The organism is Enterococcus sp. DIV1059_2 (genome assembly GCF_051713685.1).
GTDB lineage: Bacteria > Bacillota > Bacilli > Lactobacillales > Enterococcaceae > Enterococcus_D > Enterococcus_D casseliflavus.
Window position 1 is genome coordinate 1,630,093 of sequence record NZ_JBIOQK010000001.1, and the last position, 24,885, is coordinate 1,654,977.

General features: G+C 42.9%; 23 protein-coding genes. 20 read left to right on the top strand and 3 right to left on the bottom strand.

What is annotated here, in order from left to right; genetic code table 11:
- Window positions 1–22 precede the first annotated feature (22 nt).
- Complete coding sequence (locus IGI72_RS07515; protein WP_010748039.1) at window positions 23–1,408, bottom strand: MATE family efflux transporter; 1,386 nt, start codon at window positions 1,406–1,408, stop codon at window positions 23–25.
- A 185-nt stretch (window positions 1,409–1,593) separates the two neighbouring features.
- On the opposite strand from IGI72_RS07515, the gene trxB reads away from it, so the two are divergent.
- The 6 genes from trxB to thrB all read left to right on the top strand — a co-directional run bounded on the left by trxB (window position 1,594) and on the right by thrB (window position 8,236).
- Window positions 1,594–2,526, top strand: coding sequence for a thioredoxin-disulfide reductase (gene trxB / locus IGI72_RS07520; RefSeq protein WP_015509534.1), 933 nt, complete (start codon window positions 1,594–1,596; stop codon window positions 2,524–2,526).
- A gap of 147 nt (window positions 2,527–2,673) precedes the next feature.
- Window positions 2,674–4,401 carry a phospho-sugar mutase gene (locus IGI72_RS07525; protein WP_121261626.1) on the top strand — a complete coding sequence of 576 codons (1,728 nt, stop codon included), beginning with the start codon at window positions 2,674–2,676 and terminating at the stop codon, window positions 4,399–4,401.
- Between the two features lie 247 nt (window positions 4,402–4,648).
- Entirely contained in the window at window positions 4,649–4,942 is a 294-nt protein-coding gene (locus IGI72_RS07530) for an ArsR/SmtB family transcription factor (protein ID WP_005225828.1), read from the top strand.
- A 116-nt stretch (window positions 4,943–5,058) separates the two neighbouring features.
- Window positions 5,059–6,309, top strand: a complete 1,251-nt coding sequence (locus tag IGI72_RS07535) for a homoserine dehydrogenase (protein WP_438753723.1) — start codon at window positions 5,059–5,061, stop codon at window positions 6,307–6,309.
- A 2-nt stretch (window positions 6,310–6,311) separates the two neighbouring features.
- On the top strand, window positions 6,312–7,370 hold the full coding sequence (thrC, locus tag IGI72_RS07540; protein WP_005225830.1) for a threonine synthase: 1,059 nt from the start codon (window positions 6,312–6,314) through the stop codon (window positions 7,368–7,370).
- Window positions 7,367–8,236 carry a homoserine kinase gene (thrB, locus tag IGI72_RS07545; RefSeq protein ID WP_005225831.1) on the top strand — a complete coding sequence of 290 codons (870 nt, stop codon included), beginning with the start codon at window positions 7,367–7,369 and terminating at the stop codon, window positions 8,234–8,236. The genes thrC and thrB overlap by 4 nt, the downstream gene beginning before the upstream one ends.
- Before the next feature lie 81 nt (window positions 8,237–8,317).
- Here thrB and IGI72_RS07550 read toward each other — a convergent pair whose 3' ends face one another.
- Window positions 8,318–9,205 (bottom strand): pyruvate, water dikinase regulatory protein, encoded by an 888-nt coding sequence (locus IGI72_RS07550; protein ID WP_010748043.1) that lies wholly within the window; start codon window positions 9,203–9,205, stop codon window positions 8,318–8,320.
- A 95-nt stretch (window positions 9,206–9,300) separates the two neighbouring features.
- Between IGI72_RS07550 and IGI72_RS07555 the strand changes: the two genes are divergently transcribed.
- The 9 genes from IGI72_RS07555 to recO all read left to right on the top strand — a co-directional run bounded on the left by IGI72_RS07555 (window position 9,301) and on the right by recO (window position 16,570).
- Entirely contained in the window at window positions 9,301–9,732 is a 432-nt protein-coding gene (locus tag IGI72_RS07555) for a Fur family transcriptional regulator (protein WP_005225833.1), read from the top strand.
- 160 nt (window positions 9,733–9,892) lie between these two features.
- Complete coding sequence (gene rpsU / locus IGI72_RS07560) at window positions 9,893–10,069, top strand: 30S ribosomal protein S21 (protein WP_002356740.1); 177 nt, start codon at window positions 9,893–9,895, stop codon at window positions 10,067–10,069.
- Window positions 10,070–10,102: 33 nt separating this feature from the next.
- Window positions 10,103–10,552 carry a GatB/YqeY domain-containing protein gene (locus tag IGI72_RS07565; protein WP_005225841.1) on the top strand — a complete coding sequence of 150 codons (450 nt, stop codon included), beginning with the start codon at window positions 10,103–10,105 and terminating at the stop codon, window positions 10,550–10,552.
- Between the two features lie 170 nt (window positions 10,553–10,722).
- Window positions 10,723–11,697 carry a PhoH family protein gene (locus IGI72_RS07570; RefSeq protein WP_005225842.1) on the top strand — a complete coding sequence of 325 codons (975 nt, stop codon included), beginning with the start codon at window positions 10,723–10,725 and terminating at the stop codon, window positions 11,695–11,697.
- Window positions 11,698–11,718: 21 nt separating this feature from the next.
- The gene (locus IGI72_RS07575; protein ID WP_438753725.1) at window positions 11,719–13,920 is read left to right on the top strand and encodes an HD family phosphohydrolase; all 2,202 of its coding nucleotides are present in this window, start codon (window positions 11,719–11,721) and stop codon (window positions 13,918–13,920) included.
- Window positions 13,920–14,396 carry an rRNA maturation RNase YbeY gene (gene ybeY / locus IGI72_RS07580; RefSeq protein WP_005225844.1) on the top strand — a complete coding sequence of 159 codons (477 nt, stop codon included), beginning with the start codon at window positions 13,920–13,922 and terminating at the stop codon, window positions 14,394–14,396. Before IGI72_RS07575 ends, ybeY begins: the two co-directional genes overlap by 1 nt.
- Window positions 14,380–14,769, top strand: coding sequence for a diacylglycerol kinase family protein (locus tag IGI72_RS07585; RefSeq protein ID WP_016610244.1), 390 nt, complete (start codon window positions 14,380–14,382; stop codon window positions 14,767–14,769). Before ybeY ends, IGI72_RS07585 begins: the two co-directional genes overlap by 17 nt.
- Window positions 14,770–14,803: 34 nt before the next feature.
- Entirely contained in the window at window positions 14,804–15,703 is a 900-nt protein-coding gene (gene era, locus IGI72_RS07590) for a GTPase Era (RefSeq protein WP_005225846.1), read from the top strand.
- Between the two features lie 93 nt (window positions 15,704–15,796).
- Window positions 15,797–16,570, top strand: a complete 774-nt coding sequence (gene recO / locus IGI72_RS07595) for a DNA repair protein RecO (protein WP_005225847.1) — start codon at window positions 15,797–15,799, stop codon at window positions 16,568–16,570.
- On the opposite strand, the gene IGI72_RS07600 is transcribed toward recO, so the two are convergent.
- Entirely contained in the window at window positions 16,564–17,370 is an 807-nt protein-coding gene (locus IGI72_RS07600) for an AraC family transcriptional regulator (RefSeq protein WP_438753728.1), read from the bottom strand. The genes recO and IGI72_RS07600 overlap by 7 nt on opposite strands.
- Before the next feature lie 121 nt (window positions 17,371–17,491).
- Here IGI72_RS07600 and IGI72_RS07605 point away from each other — a divergent pair, with 121 nt between their 5' ends.
- The 5 genes from IGI72_RS07605 (at window position 17,492) to glyS (ending at window position 24,800) form a co-directional block, all read left to right on the top strand.
- Window positions 17,492–19,504: a beta-galactosidase gene (locus tag IGI72_RS07605; RefSeq protein ID WP_438753731.1), complete on the top strand. Its 2,013-nt coding sequence runs from the start codon at window positions 17,492–17,494 to the stop codon at window positions 19,502–19,504.
- Window positions 19,504–21,261 carry a glycoside hydrolase family 35 protein gene (locus IGI72_RS07610; RefSeq protein ID WP_428214461.1) on the top strand — a complete coding sequence of 586 codons (1,758 nt, stop codon included), beginning with the start codon at window positions 19,504–19,506 and terminating at the stop codon, window positions 21,259–21,261. Before IGI72_RS07605 ends, IGI72_RS07610 begins: the two co-directional genes overlap by 1 nt.
- A 298-nt stretch (window positions 21,262–21,559) precedes the next feature.
- On the top strand, window positions 21,560–21,799 hold the full coding sequence (locus tag IGI72_RS07615) for a hypothetical protein (RefSeq protein ID WP_015509542.1): 240 nt from the start codon (window positions 21,560–21,562) through the stop codon (window positions 21,797–21,799).
- A gap of 15 nt (window positions 21,800–21,814) precedes the next feature.
- Window positions 21,815–22,726, top strand: a complete 912-nt coding sequence (gene glyQ / locus IGI72_RS07620) for a glycine--tRNA ligase subunit alpha (protein WP_005225852.1) — start codon at window positions 21,815–21,817, stop codon at window positions 22,724–22,726.
- A 1-nt stretch (window position 22,727) separates the two neighbouring features.
- Complete coding sequence (glyS, locus tag IGI72_RS07625; RefSeq protein ID WP_428214460.1) at window positions 22,728–24,800, top strand: glycine--tRNA ligase subunit beta; 2,073 nt, start codon at window positions 22,728–22,730, stop codon at window positions 24,798–24,800.
- Window positions 24,801–24,885: the final 85 nt, after the last annotated feature.

The following is a 24,885-nucleotide window of genomic DNA, read 5'->3' on the forward strand; positions in this document are numbered from 1 at the left end:
CGTTGGGACCGCTGGACTCTTATTATGCTTCTGGTAAGACTTCTGGTTCTGCTTCTTGTGGATGAACGACAGATTTAGTTTTCCATACCCCAGAATGCCAGCGATAGATCATTAAGACGCTGCGCAATGCTTCGTCAATGGCATAAGCGATCCAAACACCGATCAAGCCAAATTTAAAGACGATGGCCAGTGAGTAGGAAAACGGTAAGCTGATGACCCATAGAACAATTAGGCTGCAGATCAATGGGAACTTCACGTCACCACTTGCATTTAATGAACCAACTAGGATCATATTGACTGCACGCGCTGTTTCTAAGACGATCTCTACTAAAAAGACACCTTTAGCAATCTCGATTACTTCGGTATTGGAAGTAAAGATCCCCATGATCGGTTCAATAAATAGATAGGTCAATAAGCAGATCGTTACCGAGGCGATGATCCCGATCACCATCGTGCGCATGCCTCGCTGATGCGCACGATCGAATTCACCCGCACCGACATTGCGGCCAATCATGATTTGGTTTCCTTGACTTAATGCGGAGGCGATCAAATAAACAAATTGGGTGATAGCTGTTACGTAAGATTTTGCAATCAAGACACTTGCGCCAAGTTGAGCCACGATCATCGTCACCACGACTTGCGCTCCTTGATAGGAAAGAGACTCGCCAGAAGAAGGCAATCCGTAAGTCAAAATGTTTTTCATCACGCCCCAAGAGACATTCGAGAAACGGGCAGATAAAACAGAAAAATTCACATGTTTCTTCAGCAACATGGCGGCAATTAGTAAACCGATCGAATTACCAAAGACGCTAGAAAATGCCAATCCAGTCACACCGAAATTCGGTAAACCAAAGGGGCTGTATAAGACAAAGTAATTGCCAATGACGGCTAGGATGCTAGCAAACATCGGTACCAATAACGCTGGTTTTGTGAAACTGTGACTACGCATGACAGCAATTATGACCGCCGTGATCGATGAAAGGAACAGACTTCCGCCATACACTTGTAAGTATCCATGACCTAAAGCAACTAATTCAGCATCTAAGCCCATGAATCGCAAAAGGTAGGTTGAGCCGAAAAGAAACATCAAGCTGATCAAAATCCCGATGAACAATGACCCAAAAAGAGCGGTATTGATGACTTTCGGTATCTGGTCGCGTTTTTTCGCACCAATCAATTGTGCGATAATGATCTGAGTACCCACGGTGATGAAACCGTAAATAAAGACCGTTAAATTCAATAGTTGATTGGCAGCACTGACGGCCGCTACTGCTGGCTCGGAATAATGAGAAATCATCCAAACGTTGACATTCCCAATAACGACCCGCAAAAATAGCTCAACAAAAATCGGCCAGCTGAGAAAAATCAGTTCACGGTCTGATTTTCCTAAAAGTTTTTTCTTATTCAATTGTAAGGACTCCTTATTTTCTATATAATAGACGTATCGTGAAAATTTTACAAAAATTGAAAAGAAAGTCAATGTAATTTTCAAAAGTAAAAGCAGGAATATCTTATTATTTTTTGTAAGCAGATGAGTTGAAAGAATTTGCTTTTGAAAGTAAAGTATGGGTAGTCCAAATTGGAGGGAAATATATGTATGATGTAATTATCATCGGCGCAGGCCCTGCGGGGATGACAGCAGCGCTTTATGCGTCAAGATCGAATTTATCAGTACTAATGATTGAACGAGGAGCACCTGGCGGACAAATGAACAATACGGCTGAGGTTGAAAACTATCCTGGCTTCGAATCAATCTTAGGCCCTGAATTAGCATTTAAAATGTATGAAGGTGCCATTAAATTTGGTGTTGAAAATGCCTATGGGATCGTTCAAAGCATCACGGATCAAGGTGAGTTCAAAGAAGTTGCCACCGAAGACAAAACCTATCAAGGGAAAACAGTCATCATTGCCACAGGATGTGTACATAGAAAGTTAGGCGTCAAAGGCGAAGAAGAATTCGCAGGACGCGGAGTTTCATACTGTGCGGTTTGTGACGGTGCCTTTTTCCGTAACAAACGCTTGATCGTTGTTGGTGGAGGCGACTCAGCAGTCGAAGAAGCGATCTACTTAACGCAATTTGCTTCTGAAGTAACGATCGTTCACCGTCGTGATGAATTACGAGCACAAAAAATCATCCAAGACCGCGCATTTGCCAACGAGAAAATCTCTTTTATTTGGGATTCTGTTGTGGAAGAAATCAAAGGCAATGAGATGGTCGTAACTGGCGTGCAAATCAGAAACGTAAAAACGGATGAAGTGACAGAAGAAGCTGCTGGCGGTGTCTTTATCTATGTTGGTTTAGATCCGTTGACAGAACCATTCAAAGCTAGCGGTATCACGAATGATGCTGGCTGGATCTTAACAAATGATCAGATGGAAACTTCAATTCCTGGTGTTTACGCGATTGGCGATGTTCGTGAAAAAGGCTTGCGTCAAATCACAACGGCAGTCGGCGATGGCAGTATTGCTGGTCAACAAGTGTTTGATTTTATTGAAACACAAAAGGATGCTCAATTAACAAAATAATCTAATGGAATTAGCTGTTATTTTTAAAGTGTCAATCACTTTTGATAGCAGCTTTTTTTATTTTTCGTTTGGTTATTCTTTGAGAAATCTGTAAGTAGTGTTATACTAATTTTAGAGCATTTTAACGGATAAAGGAGAGGTTATTTTATGGCATGGGAACAAACATTTAATCAATGGAAAAACAGTGAACACTTAGATCCACAATTAAAAGAACAATTGACCGCATTAGAAGCAGATCCTGCGATGTTAGAAGACGCTTTTTATATGCCTTTGGAATTTGGGACTGCTGGCATGCGAGGGATTTTAGGACCTGGTATCAATCGGATGAACATTTATACGATTCGTCAAGCAACGGAAGGCTTGGCTCGCTTTATGGATACACAAGATCCCGAAACAAGACGTCGTGGCGTAGCGATTGCCTATGATTCCCGTCATTTTTCACCTGAGTTCGCGATGGAAGCAGCAAAAACATTGGCAAAACATGATATTCCAGCCTTTGTCTTTGAAAGCTTACGTCCGACGCCAGAATTATCTTTTGCTGTGCGTTACTTAAAAACCTTTACTGGAATCATGATCACTGCTTCTCACAATCCAGCCGAATACAATGGCTACAAAGTATATGGGGAAGATGGTGGGCAAATGCCACCAGCAGATGCGGATGCATTGACAAAATTTGTTCGGGAAATTGAAAATCCGTTGGAGATCCCTGTATTAAGTGAAGAAGAAGCCAAAAACAGCGGCTTGATCTCTATTATTGGCGAAGAAATCGATACTGCCTATCTGAAAGAAATCAAAGAGGTCACGATCGATCAAGAATTGATCGATACGGTGGGCAAAGATTTGAAACTTGTCTATACACCACTTCACGGAACAGGGCGGATGCTTGGCGAGAAAGCGTTGAAACAAGCTGGTTTCCAACAATTCATTATTGAACCCTCACAAGCGGTTGCTGATCCAAACTTCAGTACAGTAAAATCACCGAATCCAGAAGAGCACTCTGCCTTTGAATATGCGATTGCTTTAGGAGAAAAAGAAGGTGCTGATCTATTGATCGCAACAGATCCAGATGCCGATCGCTTAGGGGCTGCAGTAAGAATGCCAGATGGCAACTACCAAGTCTTGACAGGTAACCAGTTAGGTGCATTGATGATCCGTTACATTCTAGAAGCCCATAAAACAGCTGGAACATTGCCAGAAAATGCAGCAGTCTTAAAATCGATCGTTTCTAGTGAATTGCCAACAGCGATCGCTAAATCCTACGATGTTGATATGATCAATGTTTTAACTGGCTTTAAATTTATTGCCGAAAAAATCCAACAATTTGAAACAGACCATTCTCAAACTTTCATGTTTGGCTTTGAAGAAAGCTATGGCTACTTAGTTAAACCATTCGTACGGGACAAGGACGCGATCCAAGCGCTCGTTTTATTAGCAGAAGTGGCTGCTTTTTACAAACAATCAGACAAAACATTGTATGATGGTCTGCAAGATATTTTTGAAGAGTACGGCTACTATGCAGAAAAAACGATTTCTGTAACGATGAGCGGCATGGAAGGGGCAACTAAGATTGCTGCCTTGATGAAGACTTTCCGTGAAAAAGCACCTTCCGTCTTCGCAGGAACCCCTGTCGTGCAAACAGAAGACTTTAAATTGTTGACTCGTGTGGGCTTAGATGGTCACCAACAAAAAATGACCACACCGCCTTCTGATGTTTTGAAATACACCTTGGAAGATGAAAGCTGGATTGCTGTTCGTCCTTCTGGGACCGAACCTAAAATCAAGTTTTATATTGGTGTAAAAGGCGAAACGGCAGAAGCAGCAGAACAAAAAATTGCTGATCTGCAAGCAGCGATCGAAGAAATCACAGGTGAATAAAGTCATCTGATGTCTTCATAATCAAAAAAATTGCAATTGACTGAATGATCCGAGTGGTAGAAAAAGAAGCGTTCGCTTCCCTCAGCAAACAGGTGTTGAGGGACCGAAGCTTCTAAAGGGAATTTTCTGACGCTTGGATCTATTCTTGTCTTTTAGCTCGTTTCTTCTCCTTGATCGTCGAGCATTGATTGACAAGCTGTCTATCAAGGGCTAAAATGCAAAAGGAAATAAGAGAGGATGTGGCGCGATGACTACGCCGAAACTAGAAGAAATTCAGCAAGTAACACAGATTTTTAAAATGCTTAGTGATCCCACTAGACTAAAAATTTTGTTGTCTCTTCAAGAAGGAGAGCGCAATGTCACTTCGATTGCAGAACAAGTACATATGGAACAATCAGCAGTTTCTCATCAGCTGAAACTTTTGAAAGATAATCGGATCGTAAAGTCGGAAAGACAAGGAAAAACCATCCTTTATAGTCTTGATGACAAACATGTTGTGGATATTTTGCAAAAAACATTCGAACATATCCATCACCGTTAAAACTAGGGCGAGAATTTCTCAAAAGTCCTAGTTTTTTCTTATTGTTTTTGGTATGCTAGTGGAAATATTAAAATTAGATGAACGGTTTTTAATAACGTTTTCAGTTAGGGGGCATTATGGGTAAGCAATTGAACATTGGATTATTAGGAATGGGTGTTGTCGGCAGCGGGGTATGCCAAGTGTTGGCAGAGCAAAAAGAAGCCATTCTGGCACGCACAGGAGTCAGTGTGCAAATCACGAAAGCATTAGCTTCGCCTTACGAGGATAAGTCTGCGTTAGCGGCTAAGTACGGGTTTGCGTTGACGAATGAGGCAAATGAGTTGTTTGAAGATGAGACCATCGACGTAATTGTGGAATTGATCGGGAAGATTGATCCGGCAAAAGCGTTTATTTCAGCTGCTTTAGAAAATAAGAAGCACGTTGTGACGGCAAATAAAGACTTGATTGCCACCCATGGACCTGAACTGCTGGCAATCGCTGAAAAAGCCGGGGTGTCTCTTTATTATGAAGCCAGCGTGGGTGGTGGCATTCCGATCTTGCGTACATTGAGCACCCACTATCTGCCTGATACCATCACAGGGATTTTTGGTATCGTCAATGGGACGTCCAATTATATGCTGACAAAAATGACGGAAGATGGCATGACCTATGAAGATGCTTTGTCACAAGCCCAAGCAAAAGGTTTTGCCGAATCAGATCCTACTAATGATGTTGACGGTATCGATGCGGCCTATAAAATGGTGATCCTGACCAAATTTGCTTTTGGGAAAACGATCCATGTTGCTGATGTGGCAACAAAAGGCATCCGCGGCTTAGCTGTGGCAGATATTAAGCAGGCACAAGCCTTTGGTTATGAAGTGAAGTTGATCGGTGCAGCGCAAAAGACAGTTGACGGTTCCCTTACTGTGTCAGTTGGACCTGTATTAGTGCCGAAAAACCATGCGTTAGCGACGATCCAAAACGAGTTTAATGGCATTTTTATCGAGAGTGAAGGCATCGATCAATCAATGGTTTATGGACCAGGAGCAGGATCACGACCGACGGCCACCAGCGTGGTAGCGGATTTGACCGTTTTAGCAAAAAATAAAAGCTTTGGGATCGTTGAACCTTTTCTAACTTTTGAAAAAGAAACAGCATTAGCATCTGTAGAAGAAGTTCCTAGCCGGCATTATGTGTCTTTTTCAAGTCAAGAGATCAAAGGGAACGCTCTTCCAGAATGGTTTGCGTTTGAGCAAACGGTGTTCAACGAAGCAGACCAACGAATAGCTGGAATCACCAATCCAATGAGCGAAAAAGAGCTAACAGAAAAACTCGCAACTTATACCGATGCACAAGACATACAAATAATGAAAGTGATGGAGGAATAAACATGTATCAAGGATTATTGCATCAATACAAGGAATATCTGCCAGTCAACGAAAATACACCAGCATTGTCGCTGGCTGAAGGCAACACGCCGTTGATTCCCTTACCAAGCCTTTCCAAGGAATTAGGGATTCAATTGTATGGAAAATACGAAGGGCTGAATCCGACAGGCTCTTTTAAAGACCGAGGGATGGTCATGGCGGTGGCAAAAGCGGTGGAAGAAGGTGCCAAAGCAATCGTCTGTGCATCGACAGGAAATACCAGTGCGGCAGCAGCAGCTTATGCGACCAGAGCGGGGATCAAAGCCTATGTTGTTATTCCAGATGGCAAGATCGCTATGGGAAAATTGGCGCAAGCAATCGTTTATGGAGCCGACATCATTTCGATCCCAGGAAACTTTGATGAAGCGTTAAAAGCAGTACGAGATATTGCAGAAACCGAAGCCGTGGCGCTAGTAAACTCAGTCAATCCTTATCGTTTAGAAGGACAAAAAACAGCGGCCTTTGAAGTATGCGAACAATTAGGACAAGCACCAGATGTTCTTGCGATTCCTGTCGGTAATGCAGGGAATATCTCGGCATATTGGAAAGGGTTCAAAGAATGGCATGAGAAAAAAGGCACCGCGTTGCCAAGAATGCATGGGTTTGAAGCTGAAGGTGCTGCTGCGATCGTGCGTGGGGAAGTCATCGAACAACCAGAAACGATCGCTACAGCGATTCGGATCGGCAATCCAGCCAGCTGGCAGTTGGCAGAAGCTGCTCGTGATGAATCAAATGGACACATCGATGCAGTAACCGATGAGGAAATTTTGAATGCTTACCGTAAAATTGCTGCGCAAGATGGTGTGTTTATTGAACCAGGCTCAGCTGCCTCGCTGGCTGGTGTCATCCAGCACGTGAAAGCAGGGAAAATCAAACCAGGTGAGACTGTCGTTGCCGTCTTTACTGGAAATGGTCTGAAGGATCCTGATACAGCTATCAAAGCGACAGAAGTAACCATCAATAAGATGAGTGATTTAGAAGAAATGCGTCAGCATCTTCGTGAAGGAGTTGCCAATCTATGAAGATCCGCGTTCCTGCAACCAGTGCGAACTTAGGGCCTGGTTTTGATTCCTGCGGGATTGCCCTGTCAAAGTATTTGTTCATTGAAGTTTTAAAAGAAAACGATACGTGGGAAATCATCCATGAGCTAGGTTCAGAGATCCCAACGGATGAAACCAACTTGCTTTTGCGTGTGGCATTGAAATTAGCACCAAACATGAAGCCTTTGAAAATCCGAATGAGTTCGGACATTCCTTTGGCAAGAGGCTTAGGCAGCAGTTCCTCGGTGATCGTCGCCGGGATTGAACTAGCCAACCGCATGGCCCACATGAATCTGAGTGCAGCACAAAAGCTTGAGATCGCAACTGCCATCGAAGGGCATCCTGACAACGTTGGACCAGCGATTTATGGAGATTTTGCGGTTGCTGCTTACGACCATCAGCACAAGCATACGTATTTAGTCAAGCATCATTTTCCAGAGTGCGAGATCATTGCCTATATTCCTCATGAAGAACTGTTGACTGAAGCAAGTCGTCAAGTCTTGCCGCAGACCCTTTCGCACGAGCAAGCTGTCGAAGCCAGTGCGATCGCCAACGTGATGATCGCAGCGGTCATCAATGGCAATCTGCCTCTTGCAGGAAAATTGATGCAACAGGATCGTTTTCATGAAGCCTATAGGGAAAAGCTTGTGCCGCACTTGTCGACCATTCGCCAAATCTGCGAAGAAGAAGGCGGCTATGGCTGTTTCTTAAGCGGCGCAGGTCCTACGGTCTTAGCGATCGTCCCAGAGGAACGGGCAGAACGAATCTCAAAACTTTTGCATGCCTTGGAGAGCAATGCGTATATCGAACAATTACAAATCGATCGTGAAGGGCTGCAAGTGTTCTAAAAGAGAATAATAAATGAGCCACAGACCAAAAACGGTGAGCAGAAGATTTTCTGCTCACCATTTTTCATTGCTTCATCGATGTTAGTCTTTCGTTTCTGACGTGTAATAGCTATGATCTTCTAAGTTTAATGCATTTAAAATCATAGAGGCGGTTTCTTCGATGGAAAGAGAAGCGACATTGATCACGACACAGCCTAGTTTTTCATACAGATCATTGGCAAACGTCAGCTCCGCTTTGATTTTTTCTATATCGGAATACGCAGAATCTGGGTTCAAGCCGTAGGAGCGCATCCGTTCTTTGCGAATACTGTTTAACACATTCGGATCGTTTGTTAGCCCGACGATTTTTTTCGGATCGATTTCCCAGAGCTGTTTTGGGATGTGGGCTTGCGGTACTAAAGGCAGGTTAGCAACTTTTAAATTTTTGTTTGCTAGAAATAGACTCAAAGGCGTTTTTGACGTCCGAGAAACCCCTAGTAACACGACATCTGCTTCCAAGAAGCCACGAGGGTCTTTCCCATCATCGTACATAACCGCAAATTCCATGGCTTTGATGCGCTTGAAATAATTTTCGTTTAAGTGGTGCAAAGCCCCTGGCTCTCGTGAAGGTGCTACGCCAGTTCGTCGTTCTACTTCACTTACTGGAGGGGTCAATACGTCGAAATGGTAAAGGTCAGCTTCTTCACAAAAATGATTCGTCAAATCCACAAGTTCTTCTTTGATCAAGGTATGAAGAATAATGGCGTTGTGTTTTTTTGCATCAGACAAAGCTTTGATCAAATGCTCTTTTGTGTGGATAAACGTGCGTCTAAAAAGGTTAAATTCGACGCTGGGGTATTGGGCCATTGTCGCTTGTGCAAGCTTCGATGCCGTTTCGCCGGCAGAGTCCGACAACACGAACATCGTCACTGCGGCACTGGTTTGCAATTTTTCTTGCAAGTCTGGTTGTTCAGGTTCAGTTGGCTTCATAAGAAAAATCCTCTCTTGCTTTTTTATTGATTTCATTATACCATACTTAAGATCGATAGAATCGGAATGATTTTGATTTATCAGGAGGGCCTACGATGAAAAATCAAACACTTATTGAGCATGCCATGACTACATTGAAAGAAAATGGCTTTAAATATACCAAAAAAAGAGAAGCGATCATCACCTATTTAGTGAAGCGCAATCGCTATTTGCCAGCCAAGGAAATTCATGAATACATGTCAGAAAAGTATCCTGGCTTGAGCTATGATACGATCTACCGTAATCTGCATGATTTTTCTGAGATCGGTATTTTAGAAGAAACAGAGCTGAACGGGGAGATGAAGTTTCGCTATAACTGCTGTGCAGAATTAGAGGACCATCATCACCATCACTTTATTTGCACGGTTTGTGGCAAAACAAAAGAACTGCATATTTGCCCGATGGACTTCTTCCAAGAACAGCTTCCTGGCTGCTTGATCGAGGGACATCGCTTCGAGATTTTGGGCCGTTGTGAAGAATGTCAATGAAAACCCAAACAAACTTGATGGGATCGAAGACTTTTTTAACAGAATGCCTTGACACTTTTTCAGGGGTTAGCTATAATTTTTAAAGGACAGTCGTGTTTTTTGGGATTTTATTTCAATAACAACTACGGTTACTTTTTAAGCTCGGAGGGAGGGAATTTACATGTCAAAAACAGTCGTTCGCAAAAACGAATCACTTGACGATGCTCTTCGTCGCTTCAAACGTTCCGTGTCAAAAGCGGGTACTTTACAGGAATCTCGTAAACGTGAGTTTTACGAAAAACCTAGCGTAAAGCGTAAGAAAAAATCTGAAGCAGCTAGAAAACGCAAAAAATTCTAATTTTCTACTGTTTTGAGAATTGGAGCTGGTAGTGTGACACTACTAAGTACACTGAATGATGACATGAAGACAGCGATGAAAGCCAAAGACAAGGAAACCTTGCAGGTGATCCGCATGTTGAAAGCATCAATTCAAAATGAGCAGATCAAAAAAGGTTCTGACTTGAATGAAGAAGAAGAGTTGACCGTTTTGTCTCGTGAGATGAAACAGCGTCGTGATTCTTTAAATGAGTTTGAGAAAGCTGACCGAAATGATCTAGCAGAGAAAGTCAAAGTTGAAATTGCAGTTGTTGAAAAATATTTGCCAGCACAACTCGATGAAGCGGAAATCCGCCAAATCGTCGCTGGAGCGATTGAAAAGACTGGTGCTTCTTCTTCCAAAGAATTTGGAAAAGTGATGGGTGCTGTAATGCCACAAGTTAAAGGCAAAGCAGACGGTAATCAAGTCAATGCGATCGTTAAAGAATTATTGGATCAAATGTAAGCTCACGCCGTAAGTATGGATGACATGCTTGCGGCTTTTTTTCTGATTTCGAAAACTTAAAAAAAGCATAAGGACAAGGGGAAACGACTGTTGTGCTTGATAAGTAATTTTTCTTTTTTCCATCTTATGTTATTATTAATAAGAACGCCAAAAAAGGAGCTGTAACATATTTGACAGACAAAACAATAACGATCGAGATAACACTTAGTGAAAACGATGACGTTCGTTTATTATTAGGTGCCCACGATAAGAACATCAAAATTATTGAAGACTCCACAGGAACGGTCATTCACACTCGTGGTGAGCTGATCCAAATCGTAGGAGAAACTGAAGCCGCTGAAAAGGCACAATCCGTGATTCGGGCTTTGCAAGAGTTGATCAAACGAGGCATCAATATCAGTACCCCTGATGTGATCACTGCGTTGAATATGGTGAATAAGGGCAGTCTTGATTATTTCAAAGATATGTATGAAGAAGAGATCATCAAAGACCGTAACGGCAAACCGATCCGAGCGAAAAATGCTGGGCAAAAAAAATATATCGAAGCCGTCCGTAAACATGATGTAGTGTTTGGTGTCGGCCCCGCTGGAACCGGAAAGACCTTCTTAGCAGTCGTAATGGCAATTGCAGCTCTAAAGAAAGGCCAAGTGCAAAAAATCATTTTGACACGTCCCGCCGTTGAAGCAGGAGAAAATCTTGGATTCCTACCAGGAGACTTGAAAGAAAAAGTTGATCCTTACTTACGCCCCGTTTATGATGCGTTGTATCAAATTTTTGGGATGGATCATACGAACCGTCTCATGGAACGAGGCGTCATTGAGATCGCACCATTGGCATATATGCGTGGACGTACGCTAGAAGATGCCTTTGTCATTTTAGATGAAGCGCAAAATACGACGATCGCTCAAATGAAAATGTTTTTGACCCGTTTAGGATTCAACTCTAAAATGATCGTCAATGGCGATACCAGCCAGATCGATTTGCCAAAAGGGACTTTAAGCGGCTTGATCCACGCCGAACGGACGTTACAAGAGATCCCTAAAATTGCTTTTGCTAATTTTGAAGCAGGAGATGTCGTGCGGCATCCAGTTGTTGCCGAGATCATTCGCGCATATGAAGAAGCAGATCTTAAAGACAAGCGCTGATCGTCTTTTAGGAGGAGAACTATGATCATTCAACCACTACGGAAATTTAGAGAAAGACTTGGGAAATTCTATCTACCAGTTTTGATGTTCCTTTTCTTTCTTTTTTCGATTGGTATCATGTACACCAGCGTCAAACAAAACAATGTCGATTATAGCGAAGGTCAAGTGGCGGAAGAAAATATCCGTGCCAATAAAACGATCGAAAATACCGCTGCGACGGAACAAAAACGTAAACTGGCTGCCGAAGCTGTACCACCAGAGTACACGTATCAGGATACACTGGCGCAAACGCAGCATGATCGTATCGATCATTTATTTGACTTAGTTGCTTCAGTCAAAAAATCAGTGGATGAAGCTCATGAAAAAAAAGTGGCTGAAGCCGATGAGGATGAAAATATCCCTAAACCTAGTACAGATGAATATATCGCAGCCTTAAAACAAGAATTTGAAAAAATGAGTGATGATGAACTAGATTTTTATCAGTCATTTACCAATAATTTTTTGACGACGATGTTCTCATTAAGTGATGATGAATTAAATACAGTGCGTACCTATGCGCTACAATTAATAGATGAACAAATGGCGAAACAGATCCGCCAAACGGAATTAAGTACGTTCCGTTCTGAGGCGGAAGATAAGATCCAGTTCTTAGATGTTAGCTCAGATATGGCTTCTGTCTTACGTTTCTTAGTCAATCAAGGAATCGTCGTGAACGATATCCCAAATGAAAAACGGACAGAAGAAGCACGGCAAACCGCCATGGATGCTGTTCCTCCAGTGATGATTTATCAAGGAGAGATCATTGTCCGTGAGGGCTCGCAGATCGATGCCAATGCCCTAGAGAAGCTGCAGCTTTTAGGAATGACTAATCAGACCTTTTCTGTTTTTCCATTGATCGCTTTAGTGTTAGCAACAGTCTTACAGATGCTGATGGTGTTTTATTACACGAAACAGACGAAAGACGTGGAAAAACGGATGAATGCGGTCACGTTTTATATTTTGGCAATGGCATTCAGTATTTTGATCATGAAGTTTTTCCAACTTTTCCAATCTGAATTAGTGACCTTTATCCCGCTGTTTTTCCCAGCTGCGTTTACACCGTTGATCCTGAGTATTTTCTCCAGCCGTCGTTTGGGGATTTTGTCTGCGATTTTCCAAGTAATCAGTGCACTCTTTATTTACTTTGATTCTAGCGGAACCAACTTGTTGACGACCGTCTTAGTCACCTATTTGTTCTCGGGCTTGATGGGAACGATGATCAAGCGCGCCCGCATCGCTAGTCAAGGGAAAACGGCAGTAGCGTGGGTGATCGTCTTTCCGCTCTTACTGAGTTTTGTGCTGGTGATTTTCCAAGGAATGGATTTTGCTCGCGGGAACACTTGGACCACGATCATTTGTGGTTTAGCAGGCTCTCTCTTAAGCTATTTGCTAACGATGGGACTACATCCTTACATCGAATTGTTGGTGACGGATGAGAGTATGATCGTGTTAAATGAATTGAGTAACCCGAATCATCCATTATTAAAACAGTTGCTGGAAGAAGCGCCAGGAACATATCATCACAGTATGATGGTTGCCAATCTTAGTGCCAATGCCGTTGCCGAAATCGGCGGGCAAAGCTTACTGACTCGTGTGGCTTGTTATTACCATGATATCGGCAAGGTCAAACATGCCAATTTCTTCGTAGAAAATTTACCTGCTGGTGCCGAAAACCCGCATAATTTCTTGTTGCCTGAAGACAGCAAACAAATTATCTTCGGTCACGTGATCGATGGGGCGGAAATTCTCGAAGAAGCCAAAATGCCCCGCATGGTGATCGACATTTGTCGTCAACACCATGGCACGACCTTGATGCGGTATTTCTACGTGAAAGCCAAAGAGCGTAATCCCGAGGTAACGGAAGAAGATTTCCGTTATCCTGGTCCAAAACCGCAAACACGAGAAGCTGGCATTGTGAGTATCGCGGATAGTTGTGAAGCAGCTGTTCGAGCGATGGAAAATCCAACAAATCAAAAGATTCAAGAATTTGTTGCAAATCTCATCAATGATCGGATCTTAGACGGTCAACTGGATGAAACAGGCCTGACTTTGAAAGAAATCCGAATGATTGAAAAATCACTGGTCAACGGACTTTGCAGTACCTTCCATTCACGGATCAAATATCCAAAAATGAAGTCGGAAGCAGAGAAAATGAAAGAAGAACAAGAAAGAAGAGAGCGCTAATGGAGATTACCTTTTTAGATGAGACAAATTCAGTGGGGGAAACCAAGATCAAAGAGATCGAAGGACTGTTGCAATTTGCTGCAGGACATTTAGAACTTCCAGAGGATACAGAAATGTCCGTCACATTTATGGACAATGCGGCGATCCAAGAAATCAATCGGGAGTACCGCGGCAAAGATATGCCAACAGATGTCATTAGTTTTGCCTTTGAAGAAGAAACAGACGAAGAGCTGTCGATCATTTTTGACGAAGCCCTTGAAGAGCTGCCGCGTGATCTTGGAGATATTATGATCTCCATTGAACGAGCGAAAGAACAAGCTGCTGAATACGGACACACCTATGATCGGGAGCTGGGTTTCTTGGCGTTACATGGTTTCTTGCATATCAATGGCTATGATCATATGACACCTGAAGATGAAAAGGAAATGTTTGGATTGCAAAAGGAAATACTGGATGCCTATGGACTCAAAAGATAAGAATATTGGGAAAAACAAACAATTTATTTCGTCGATCGAATTTGCTTTCACTGGTATAAAAACCGTCTTTAAAGAGGAACGCAATATGCGTAAACATGTTGCACTAGGAATCGTTGCGATCATTGCAGGCTTTATTTTCCGTTTGAGTCAAATGGAATGGCTCTGGTTGCTGCTAGCTGTTTTCTTAGTCTGGATCGTTGAGATCATCAACACCGTCTTTGAAAACGTCGTAGATATGTTTACAGATTTCCATTTCCATCCTATCGGAAAAAAAATCAAAGATATGGCTGCTGGTGCCGTGCTGATGACTGCAGTTTTTGCGTTAGTCGTCGCAGCGATCATCTTCTTGCCAAAATTGCTGCAGCTCTTCTGATGCGCACCAAAACACAAGATAAAGGGGAACAACAATGACAACACACAAATCAGGCTTCGTTGCGATCGTCGGGCGGCCAAATGTTGGGAAATCAACACTACTAAATCGAGTCGTAGGACAAAAAATCGCGATCATGAGTGACAAAGCGCAAACGACCCGTAACAAAATCCAAGGGGTCTACACAACGGATGACGCACAGCTGATCTTTATCGATACACCAGGGATCCACAAACCCAAACACCGTTTAGGCGATTTTATGGTTGAAACCGCCTATAGTGCACTGCGAGAAGTTGACGTGACGCTATTTATGATCAGTGCGGACCAAAAACGTGGCAAGGGCGATGATTTTATTATCGAACGATTGCGCCAAAGTCAGACACCGGTTTTCCTCGTGATCAATAAAATTGATAAAGTCCATCCAGATGCCTTATTGGCAATTATTGAAGACTACTCCTCACAAATGGACTTTGCTGAGATCGTACCGATTTCCGCAACAGAAGGCAATAATTTCGAAACGTTAATGAAGCTACTGATCGATGAAATGCCAGAAGGGCCTCAGTACTTCCCAGAGGATCAAATCACGGATCATCCAGAATACTTTATCGTTTCTGAATTGGTGCGGGAAAAAGTCTTGCTACTGACCAGAGATGAAGTACCTCACTCAGTAGCGGTCGTGGTTGACTCCATGAAACGAGACCACAATGACAAGGTGCATATTCAAGCGACGATCATTGTCGAACGTGACAGTCAAAAAGGCATTATCATCGGCAAAGGCGGAAAAATGCTGAAACAGATCGGTACGAAAGCTCGTTTAGACATTGAACACTTGTTAGATGACAAAGTCTTCTTGGAATTATGGGTAAAAGTGCAAAAAGATTGGCGCGACAAGCAAACATTCTTAACAGATTATGGCTATCGCAAAGATGAGTATTGATGACATGCAGATCAAACATGATCTGTTTTAATGAAGAAAAACTGATGCAGTTAGCGAACTGGATCAGTTTTTTTAAAGAAATGGGGTGCGACGATGAATCTTGTTGAAACAAAAGGAATCTTACTTTTTTCAAAAGACCATAAAGAAAAAGACAAGCTAGTCAAAATCTTTACGGAATCTGCTGGGAAGCAAATGTTTTATGTCAAGGGTGCCCATCGGAAAAACAACCCCTTGGCACCAGCGCTGCTCTCCTATACTGAAGCCACCTACATGGGAACCATCAAAACGGAAGGCTTGTCCTTTTTAAACAATGCCAAAGACATCCATCCTTTTCGTACGATCCAAAGTGATATTTTTATTGCTGGTTATGCAACCTACTTATTGAATTTGGCTGATTCTGCTATTGATGATCGGGTCTATGACCCACATCTATACCAATTTTTACATGAGGCCTTGCAATTAATGGACCAAGAAAACGACGCAGAGATCATCACCAATATCTTTGAGATCCAGATTTTGCACCGTTTCGGGATCACCCCGAATTGGACCCATTGTGCGATCTGCGGAAAAACCGACGGTCGGTTTGACTATTCCTCAAAATATAGCGGTATTTTATGTGAACAGCACTGGGGGATGGACGAACGTCGTTATCATGCTGATTCTCGGGCGATCCATTTTATTCGCTTATTTTCGCAAATATCCTACGAGCAGATTGCTTCAATCAAATTAAAGCCAGAAACGAAAGCCGCGATCCGACGAGTGATTGATTTATTATATGATGAATATGTGGGCATTCATTTAAAAAGTAAGAAGTTTATCGATCAGATGGGGCAATGGCAAGACGTCTTAAAACCGAAAAATCAATGATAGAGTTGGCGAAACTTTAATGGAGTTAAGCCGACTCTTTTTTTGAATAATGCTGTAAAGTGACTTGCATCTTGAAACCCCACTGCGAAGGCAGCTTGTTGAATGGGCAGATCTGGCTGTGCCACCAAAAGCTCTTTGGCTCGGGTCATGCGGTAGTTCAATAAATATTGTGCAGTAGATTGCCCCAAAAAACGTTGGAACAAACGTGAGAGATACTGTGGTGACACATAGACGAGCCCTGCTAGTTCTTTGATCGTGATCGCCTGATCGTAATTCGTTTCGATTTCTTGTATAACGGGAACCAGATATTGTTGGAACAGCGGGTGTTTTTCTGTTGGATTCCCTGAGCGTTCTTGCATGATCGCCAATAAAAAGCGGTAACATTCGCTAGAAGCCCGCAGCGGGTCCCAACTGATTTGTTGGTCTTCTTTGATCCGTTGATTGATCCAGGTGACATAAGAAAAGGTTTCTGACTCTTCAGCTAATATATAGGGCTGATTCGTGTACTGCTTTAACACCTCAGCTGCCAAAGGGCCTAGGAATGTGGCGAAGGATGTTTTCCAGTTAGTCAATGGATAATAGCGATGGGGCGTAAAAGGAAAAATCAAAATGCCTTCATTCGGACGTAAGATAAACGATTCCTGACCAAATGTGATTCGGCCTTCCCCTTGCTCGGTTTGCAGCCAATGGAAGTAGGGATAGCCATCAGGACGAGCGACGTCATCTTGCGCCCAATCGTTGCCGATGCTTTCCAGAGATAAAGGCAGCTGCTGATTGGTTTGATAAAAGTAGATAGGCATAGTGTACCTCCGTGTTTCGAAAAGTTATAAAATAGTGTTTCATGTATTATACTACAACAGAATGAAAAGCCTTACAATAAGAGAGTAGAAATCATTTTATTTTAAAGGAGCGTTCACTTACATGACAAAATTTTTTGATAGAATTCTATTTGGCGGCGATTATAATCCAAATCAGTGGCCGAAAGAGATTTGGGAAGAAGACATTCGGATCTTTAAAAAAGCAAGTATCAATAGCGCGACCGTCAATGTTTTTTCATGGGCAAAGATCCAACCCTCTGAAAATTGTTATGATTTTGAGGAATTGGATCAAATCATCGAAAAATTAAGTACGGAAGGTTTCGACATCGTCTTAGCCACTTCCACAGCTGCTTTGCCAGCTTGGATGTTTAAGAAGTATCCAGAAGTCGCTCGCACCGATTATGATGGACGCCATCATAAGTTTGGGCAACGGCACAATGCCTGTCCCAACAGTTTGGTTTATCAAAAATACGCAGAACGCTTGGCAACGAAATTAGCCGAACGTTACGGCGAAAATCCACAAGTGACTTGTTGGCACATCAATAATGAATACGGCGGCGAATGTTATTGCGACAACTGTGAAAAAGCGTTTCGTGTCTGGTTAAAGGATAAATATCATACGATCGAAGCACTGAATAAAGCCTGGAATATGGAATTTTGGGGTCATACCGTGTATGAATGGGATGAAATCGTGTTGCCAAATGCGCTGTCAGAAGGAATCGGCTATGACAAGACGGCATTTGCAGGAATTTCTATTGACTACCGGCGGTTCAACTCGGATAGTCTTTTAAAAAACTACATGATGGAGCGGGACGCTATTCGGAAAATCGATCCCACAACACCGATTACAACGAATTTGATGGGAACCTTTAAAGGACTGGATTATTTCAAGTGGGCAAAGGAAATGGACCTTGTTTCGTGGGATAATTATCCATCGTACAATACGCCATGGAGCTTAGTAGCCATGACCCATGATTTGATGCGCGGGTTAAAACAGCAACCCTTTATGCTGATGGAACAAACACCTTCCCAACAAAACTGGCAGCCTTATAATTCATTAAAAAAACCAGGACAGATGCGGGCGCAAAGCTATCAAACGATTGCTCATGGGGCAGATACGATCCAATACTTCCAATTGCGACGTTCCATTGGTGCTTGTGAGAAATTCCATGGTGCGGTCATCGAACATGTCGGTCATGAAGACACGCGGGTTTTCCGAGAAACAGCAGCTCTTGGGGCTGAATTAGCGCAGCTTTCAGACATCATTGGCACGCAAACCCAAGCACAGGTTGCTGTGATTTTCGATTGGGACAATTATTGGGCTTTAGAATATACGAGTGGTCCAACCGTTGATCTGAAATATGTGGAACAGATCCATCGCTACTATCGCTATTTTTACGAACAAAATATTGCGGTCGATTTGGTTCCCGTGGATGCTGACTTATCAAAATACAAGCTAGTCGCAGCTCCGGTTCTGTACATGATCAAAGAAGGGATGCAAGAGCGGCTAACTGATTTCGTTAAGCAAGGTGGTGCTTTACTTACAACGTATATGAGTGGCATCGTTGATCAATCAGACAATGTTCACTTAGGCGGTTACCCTGGCCCCTTGCGGGAGTTAGCTGGCATCTGGGTGGAAGAAATCGATGCATTAGCGCCAGAACAATCAAACGGGGTTTCGTTAGTTAATGAAGAACTTACAGGAAGAAGTAATTTAGTCAGCGATTTGATCCATTTAGAAAACGCCGAAGCGCTAGCGCATTACACGAGCAATTTCTATGCAGGAATGCCGGCAGTGACCAAAAATACATTTGGCGATGGAACCGTCTATTACTTTGGTGGACAGTTGGAAGATCAGCTGCAAGATCAGCTTTTCAAAACGATCGTCAAAGAGACCGATATTACCCCAGTGATCGAGGAGGCAACAAAACTAGAAATTGCCTGTCGTGAAAATGAAGAGGCGAAATTTTTCGTCATCATCAATTTCCACGAAGAAGCACAACCGCTGCCAGAAATGTTTGTTGGAAAAACGGATCTTCTGACGGGTAAGGTTCTTTCTTCAGAAATGATGCTGACGCAATACACCACCTATATCGTCAAAGAGGGGCGTAACTGATGCGAACTTTTGCTATTGAAGATGACTTTTATTTAGACAACAAGCCTTTTAAAGTGATCTCTGGAGCGATCCATTATTTTCGTGTCGTTCCTGAATATTGGCAAGATCGCTTAGAGAAACTACGTTTGATGGGCTGTAATACCGTCGAAACCTATGTTCCTTGGAATCTTCATGAAGCACAGGAAGGTGTCTATCAATTTGATGGGATCCTTGATTTGCGGCGATTTATCCAAACGGCACAAGAAGTAGGGCTTTATGTCATTTTGCGACCAGCACCTTATATTTGTGCGGAGTGGGAATTTGGGGGACTGCCTTATTGGCTATTGCAAGATCCTATGATGAAGCTTCGGTTTGATTATCCCCCATTTATGGAAAAAATCACTCGTTATTTCGCCCATTTGTTTCCACAAGTGCGGGATCTGCAGATCACCCAAGGCGGTCCGATTATAATGATGCAAGTAGAAAATGAATACGGCAGCTATGCCAATGATAAAGAGTATTTGCGGAAAATGGTGGCTGCGATGCGGCAGCATGGTGTAGAAACGCCGTTAGTGACCTCCGACGGACCTTGGCACGATATGCTAGAAAACGGCAGTATCAAAGACTTGGCATTGCCTACGATCAACTGCGGCTCCAACATCAAGGAAAACTTTGAAAAACTTCGAAGATTTCACGGAGAAAAACGGCCACTGATGGTCATGGAATTTTGGATCGGCTGGTTTGATGCCTGGGGTGACGACCAGCACCATACGACCTCAACACAAGATGCAGTAAAGGAATTGCAGGATTGTTTAGCATTAGGTTCTGTCAATATCTATATGTTTCATGGCGGGACCAACTTTGGCTTTATGAACGGGTCAAACTATTATGAACGCTTAGCGCCGGATGTCACTAGCTATGATTACGATGCCTTGTTGACAGAATGGGGAGAACCTACTGCCAAATACCAAGCCTTCAAAAAGGTGATCGCTGACTATGCGGAAATTCCTGAGTTTCCATTGAGTATGGAAATTGAGCGAAAAGCTTATGGAACATTCTCAGTGAAAGAACGAGTCTCCTTGTTTTCGACGATCGACACGATCAGTCAACCGATTATAAGTAATTACCCGTTATCGATGGAAGCCTGCAATCAAGCGACAGGTTATATCTATTATCGCTCACTGATTGGGCCTGCTCGGAAGATTGCCGACTACCGTCTGATCAATACGATGGATCGTGCCCATACGTTTATCAACCAGGAACTTTTGCGCATCGATTACGATCAAGAAATCGGTCAAACCTACAGTTTCGATTTATCAGAATCAGAAAACGAGTTGGGGATCTTGGTGGAGAATATGGGGCGGGTCAATTATTCCGTAAAAATGAACCATCAGCACAAAGGCATCAAAGACGGTGTGATCATCAATGGCGCCTTCCAAAGCAACTGGGAAATCTATCCCTTACCGATGGATAATTTGCATGCCATTGATTTCCAAGGAAAATGGCAAAAAGGACAACCAAGTTTCTCACGCTTTGAATGTGCTTTTGATGAATGTGCAGATACTTTTATCGAATTGCCAGGCTGGGGTAAAGGGTTTGTCCAAGTCAATGGTCATACGATCGGCCGTTTTTGGGAAAAAGGACCGCAGCAGCGCTTGTACGTCCCAGCACCGTTTTTAAAAATCGGAATGAATGAGATCATCGTTTTTGAAAGTGATGGGAAAATCGCTGATGAGATCGTCTTTCATGATCAGGCGGATTTAGGTCCAGAAGCATAAAAGTTCAAATTAATCATTGACAAACCCTAGCTTCAACTACTATCATAAGGGTAATCGAATCCGTGCTATGATCGGAAGAAAGAAAGAAGACCATTCCATGAAGCGAACTTGGGAGAGTGAAAGCCAAGTTGGAACCTTATTTCGCAGGCGTCCGTGAGCATGATCAATGAAGCTGCCGACTTGTCGGAAGTAGGGTGGAACCGCGAATTTATCGTCCCTATATCTATACACTTTGTATAGATATAGGGACTTTTTTATGTTTCACACCAAGAATAGTCAAAAACAAAGGAGGGTTTTTATGTTATTTGATATGACGATTCCAGCAAGTGCGTTTACCGAAAAAAAGCTCAAAGTATTAGCAAGTATTCCACTGCAAGTTCGCCTTTTAAAGGATGAACAGCTTTTACATGAATTTACAACGAGTCCAGACCAAATGCTTTACGACTTATCGGATGTTTTAGAAGCAGATGTCGTGGTCGAAGTGAAATTGATCCCTGGATCAGTTGTCGAATTTTATCCTGTCGTCAATGCGTTATAAGAAAGGAAGAAAAAGATGAGTAAACTAACTGTGCAAGAGATGATTTTGACCCTGCAAAAATTCTGGTCCGAAAACGGCTGTATGCTGATGCAGGCCTATGATACAGAAAAAGGGGCTGGAACCATGAGCCCATACACATTTTTACGTGCAATCGGTCCAGAACCATGGAATGCCGCTTACGTAGAACCTTCTCGCCGTCCAGCTGATGGCCGCTACGGGGAAAACCCAAATCGTTTGTATCAGCACCACCAGTTCCAAGTCGTGATGAAGCCTTCTCCTGAAAATATCCAAGAGCTTTATTTAGAAAGCCTGCGTCTTTTAGGGATCGATCCATTAGAACATGATATTCGTTTTGTCGAAGATAACTGGGAAAATCCTTCGATGGGTTGTGCAGGTCTTGGTTGGGAAGTGTGGTTAGACGGGATGGAGATCACTCAGTTTACTTACTTCCAACAAGTCGGCGGCTTAGCATGTAAGCCAGTGACATCAGAGATCACTTACGGCTTAGAACGTCTAGCATCTTATATTCAAGAAGTTGAAAGTGTCTACGATCTTGAATGGTCTGCAGGTGTCAAATATGGTGAGATTTTCCGCCAACCTGAGTATGAACATTCAAAATATTCCTTTGAAGTCAGTGACCAAGACTTGCTTTTAGGGAACTTCGATCGTTTTGAAAAAGAAGCAAAACGCTGTATCGATGAACGCTTAGTTCATCCAGCTTACGACTATATCTTAAAATGCAGCCATACCTTCAATTTGTTGGATGCACGTGGTGCAGTCTCCGTCACTGAACGTGCTGGGTACCTCGCACGTATCCGTAACATGGCACGTCAAGTAGCAAAACTATTTGTAGCAGAACGGGAAAACCTCGGTTATCCATTGCTTGATCCAGAAGTGGCGCAAAAACTGATTGAGGAGGGAAAATAAGATGGCACAAAACCTATTATTAGAAATCGGCTTAGAGGAATTACCTGCGCATGTCGTAAGCCCAAGTATGAAACAATTACAAGAAAAAACGGCAGCTTTCTTAGATGCTCATGCGTTGCCTTATACAACGATCGAAGCCTATTCCACACCTCGCCGCTTGGCTGTCTATGTCACCGGTATTCCTGAAAAACAAGCGGATACGCAAGAAGAGGTCAAAGGACCAGCGAAAAAAATCGCGTTAGATGATGCAGGCAATTGGTCGAAAGCAGCTCAAGGATTTGTTCGTGGACAAGGATTGACAACCGATGACATCACCTTCCGTGAATTAAAAGGTGTTGAGTATGTCTATGTAACGAAACATACTCAAGGTCAACCAACCGTTGAGGTATTGAAAGGATTGCAGGAAGTAATCACGAGTTTGACGTTCCCAGTAACGATGCACTGGGCAGACTACGATTTTGAATATATCCGACCAATTCATTGGATCGTAGCACTCTTTGGTGAGCAAGTCATTCCTTTCCAAATCCTTGATATTGTTACCGGTCGCGAGTCAAAAGGTCATCGTTTCTTAGGTGAGGCGGTCACGTTTGATCATGCGGACGACTATTTGGAAAAAATGAAGCATCAATTTGTCATCGCTGATCCAAGCGAACGTCAACAAATGATCACCGCACAAATCAATGCGATCGCTCAAGAAAACAACTGGCGGATCGATTTAGATGAAGACTTACTAGAAGAAGTGACAAATCTAGTTGAATACCCAACAGCCTTTGTAGGGGACTTTGAAGAAAAATATCTTTCTGTCCCTGAAGAAGTATTAGTTACTTCTATGAAAGAACATCAACGTTACTTCGATGTCCGCACCCTTGACGGAGAATTGCTGCCGCACTTCATCTCTGCCCGCAACGGGGATGCTGTGAAGATCGATAATGTTATCAAAGGAAACCAAAAAGTCCTGACCGCTCGTCTAGAAGATGCTGAGTTTTTCTACAATGAAGACAAAAAGCTGACCATTGACCATTGCGTAGAAAAACTTAAGCAAGTCACCTTCCACGAAAAAATCGGCAGCTTATATGAAAAAATGCAACGTGTCGGACTAGCAGCGCAAATCATCGGGAAGACCGTTGGTTTAACACAAGAAGAACTGACCGACCTTCAACGGGCAGCTCAAATCTATAAATTTGATTTAGTGACCAATATGGTAGGGGAATTCCCTGAGTTGCAAGGGATCATGGGGGAAAAATATGCCCTGATCCAAGGAGAGAAACCAGCAGTTGCCCAAGCGATTCGTGAACACTACATGCCGATCTCAGCAGAAGGCGAGCTGCCACAATCAAAAATCGGGGCTGTTTTAGCGATTGCGGATAAATTAGACAGCTTACTTGCTTTCTTCGCTGTTGATATGGTTCCAAGCGGTTCAAACGATCCTTATGCTTTACGCCGTCAAACCTACGGGATTATCCGCATCTTAGCTGAAAAGCGCTGGTACTTCCCATTTGCTCAGTTGCAAGAAGAAATTCGGGAAGCCATTAATGCTCAACCAGAAGTTTTTGGGATTCAACTTGCCGCTGGTCAAGAACAAGTGACCGATTTTGTGAAAGGTCGTCTGCGTCAATTCTTACTCAGCAAAAATACGCGTCATGATGTCATCGAAGCTGTCTTAGGCGCACGTCAAGCAGACATCAGTACGTTGTTTGAAACGGCTCAAATGTTAAGAGAACATCTGCAGGACAACGACTTCAAACCATCGATGGAAGCTTTGACACGGGTGATCAATTTAGCGAAAAAAGCCGAATTGGATCAAGCAGCAATTGATCCTGCCTTGTTTGAAAACGACTCTGAAACTGCCTTGTATGACGCGGTCTTAACAGTAGAGGACAAGTTCCCACATCAAACGATGGAAGAAAACTACCAAAGCTTAGTGGCACTGCGCCCATTGATCGAAGCTTATTTTGATCAAACAATGGTCATGGTGGAAGATGAACAGATTCGTCGCAACCGTTTTGCCTTGTTGGATAAAATCGCGAAGATGAGTCTGGCAGTGGCTAGTTTAGATGCTTTGATTACGAAATAAAAGAAGCTTGCAGTTGCACGTTTCTAAATAAAAAAAGCTGGAACTGAAAGAATGATATGCTCCCCCTATATAGGACACTGAAATA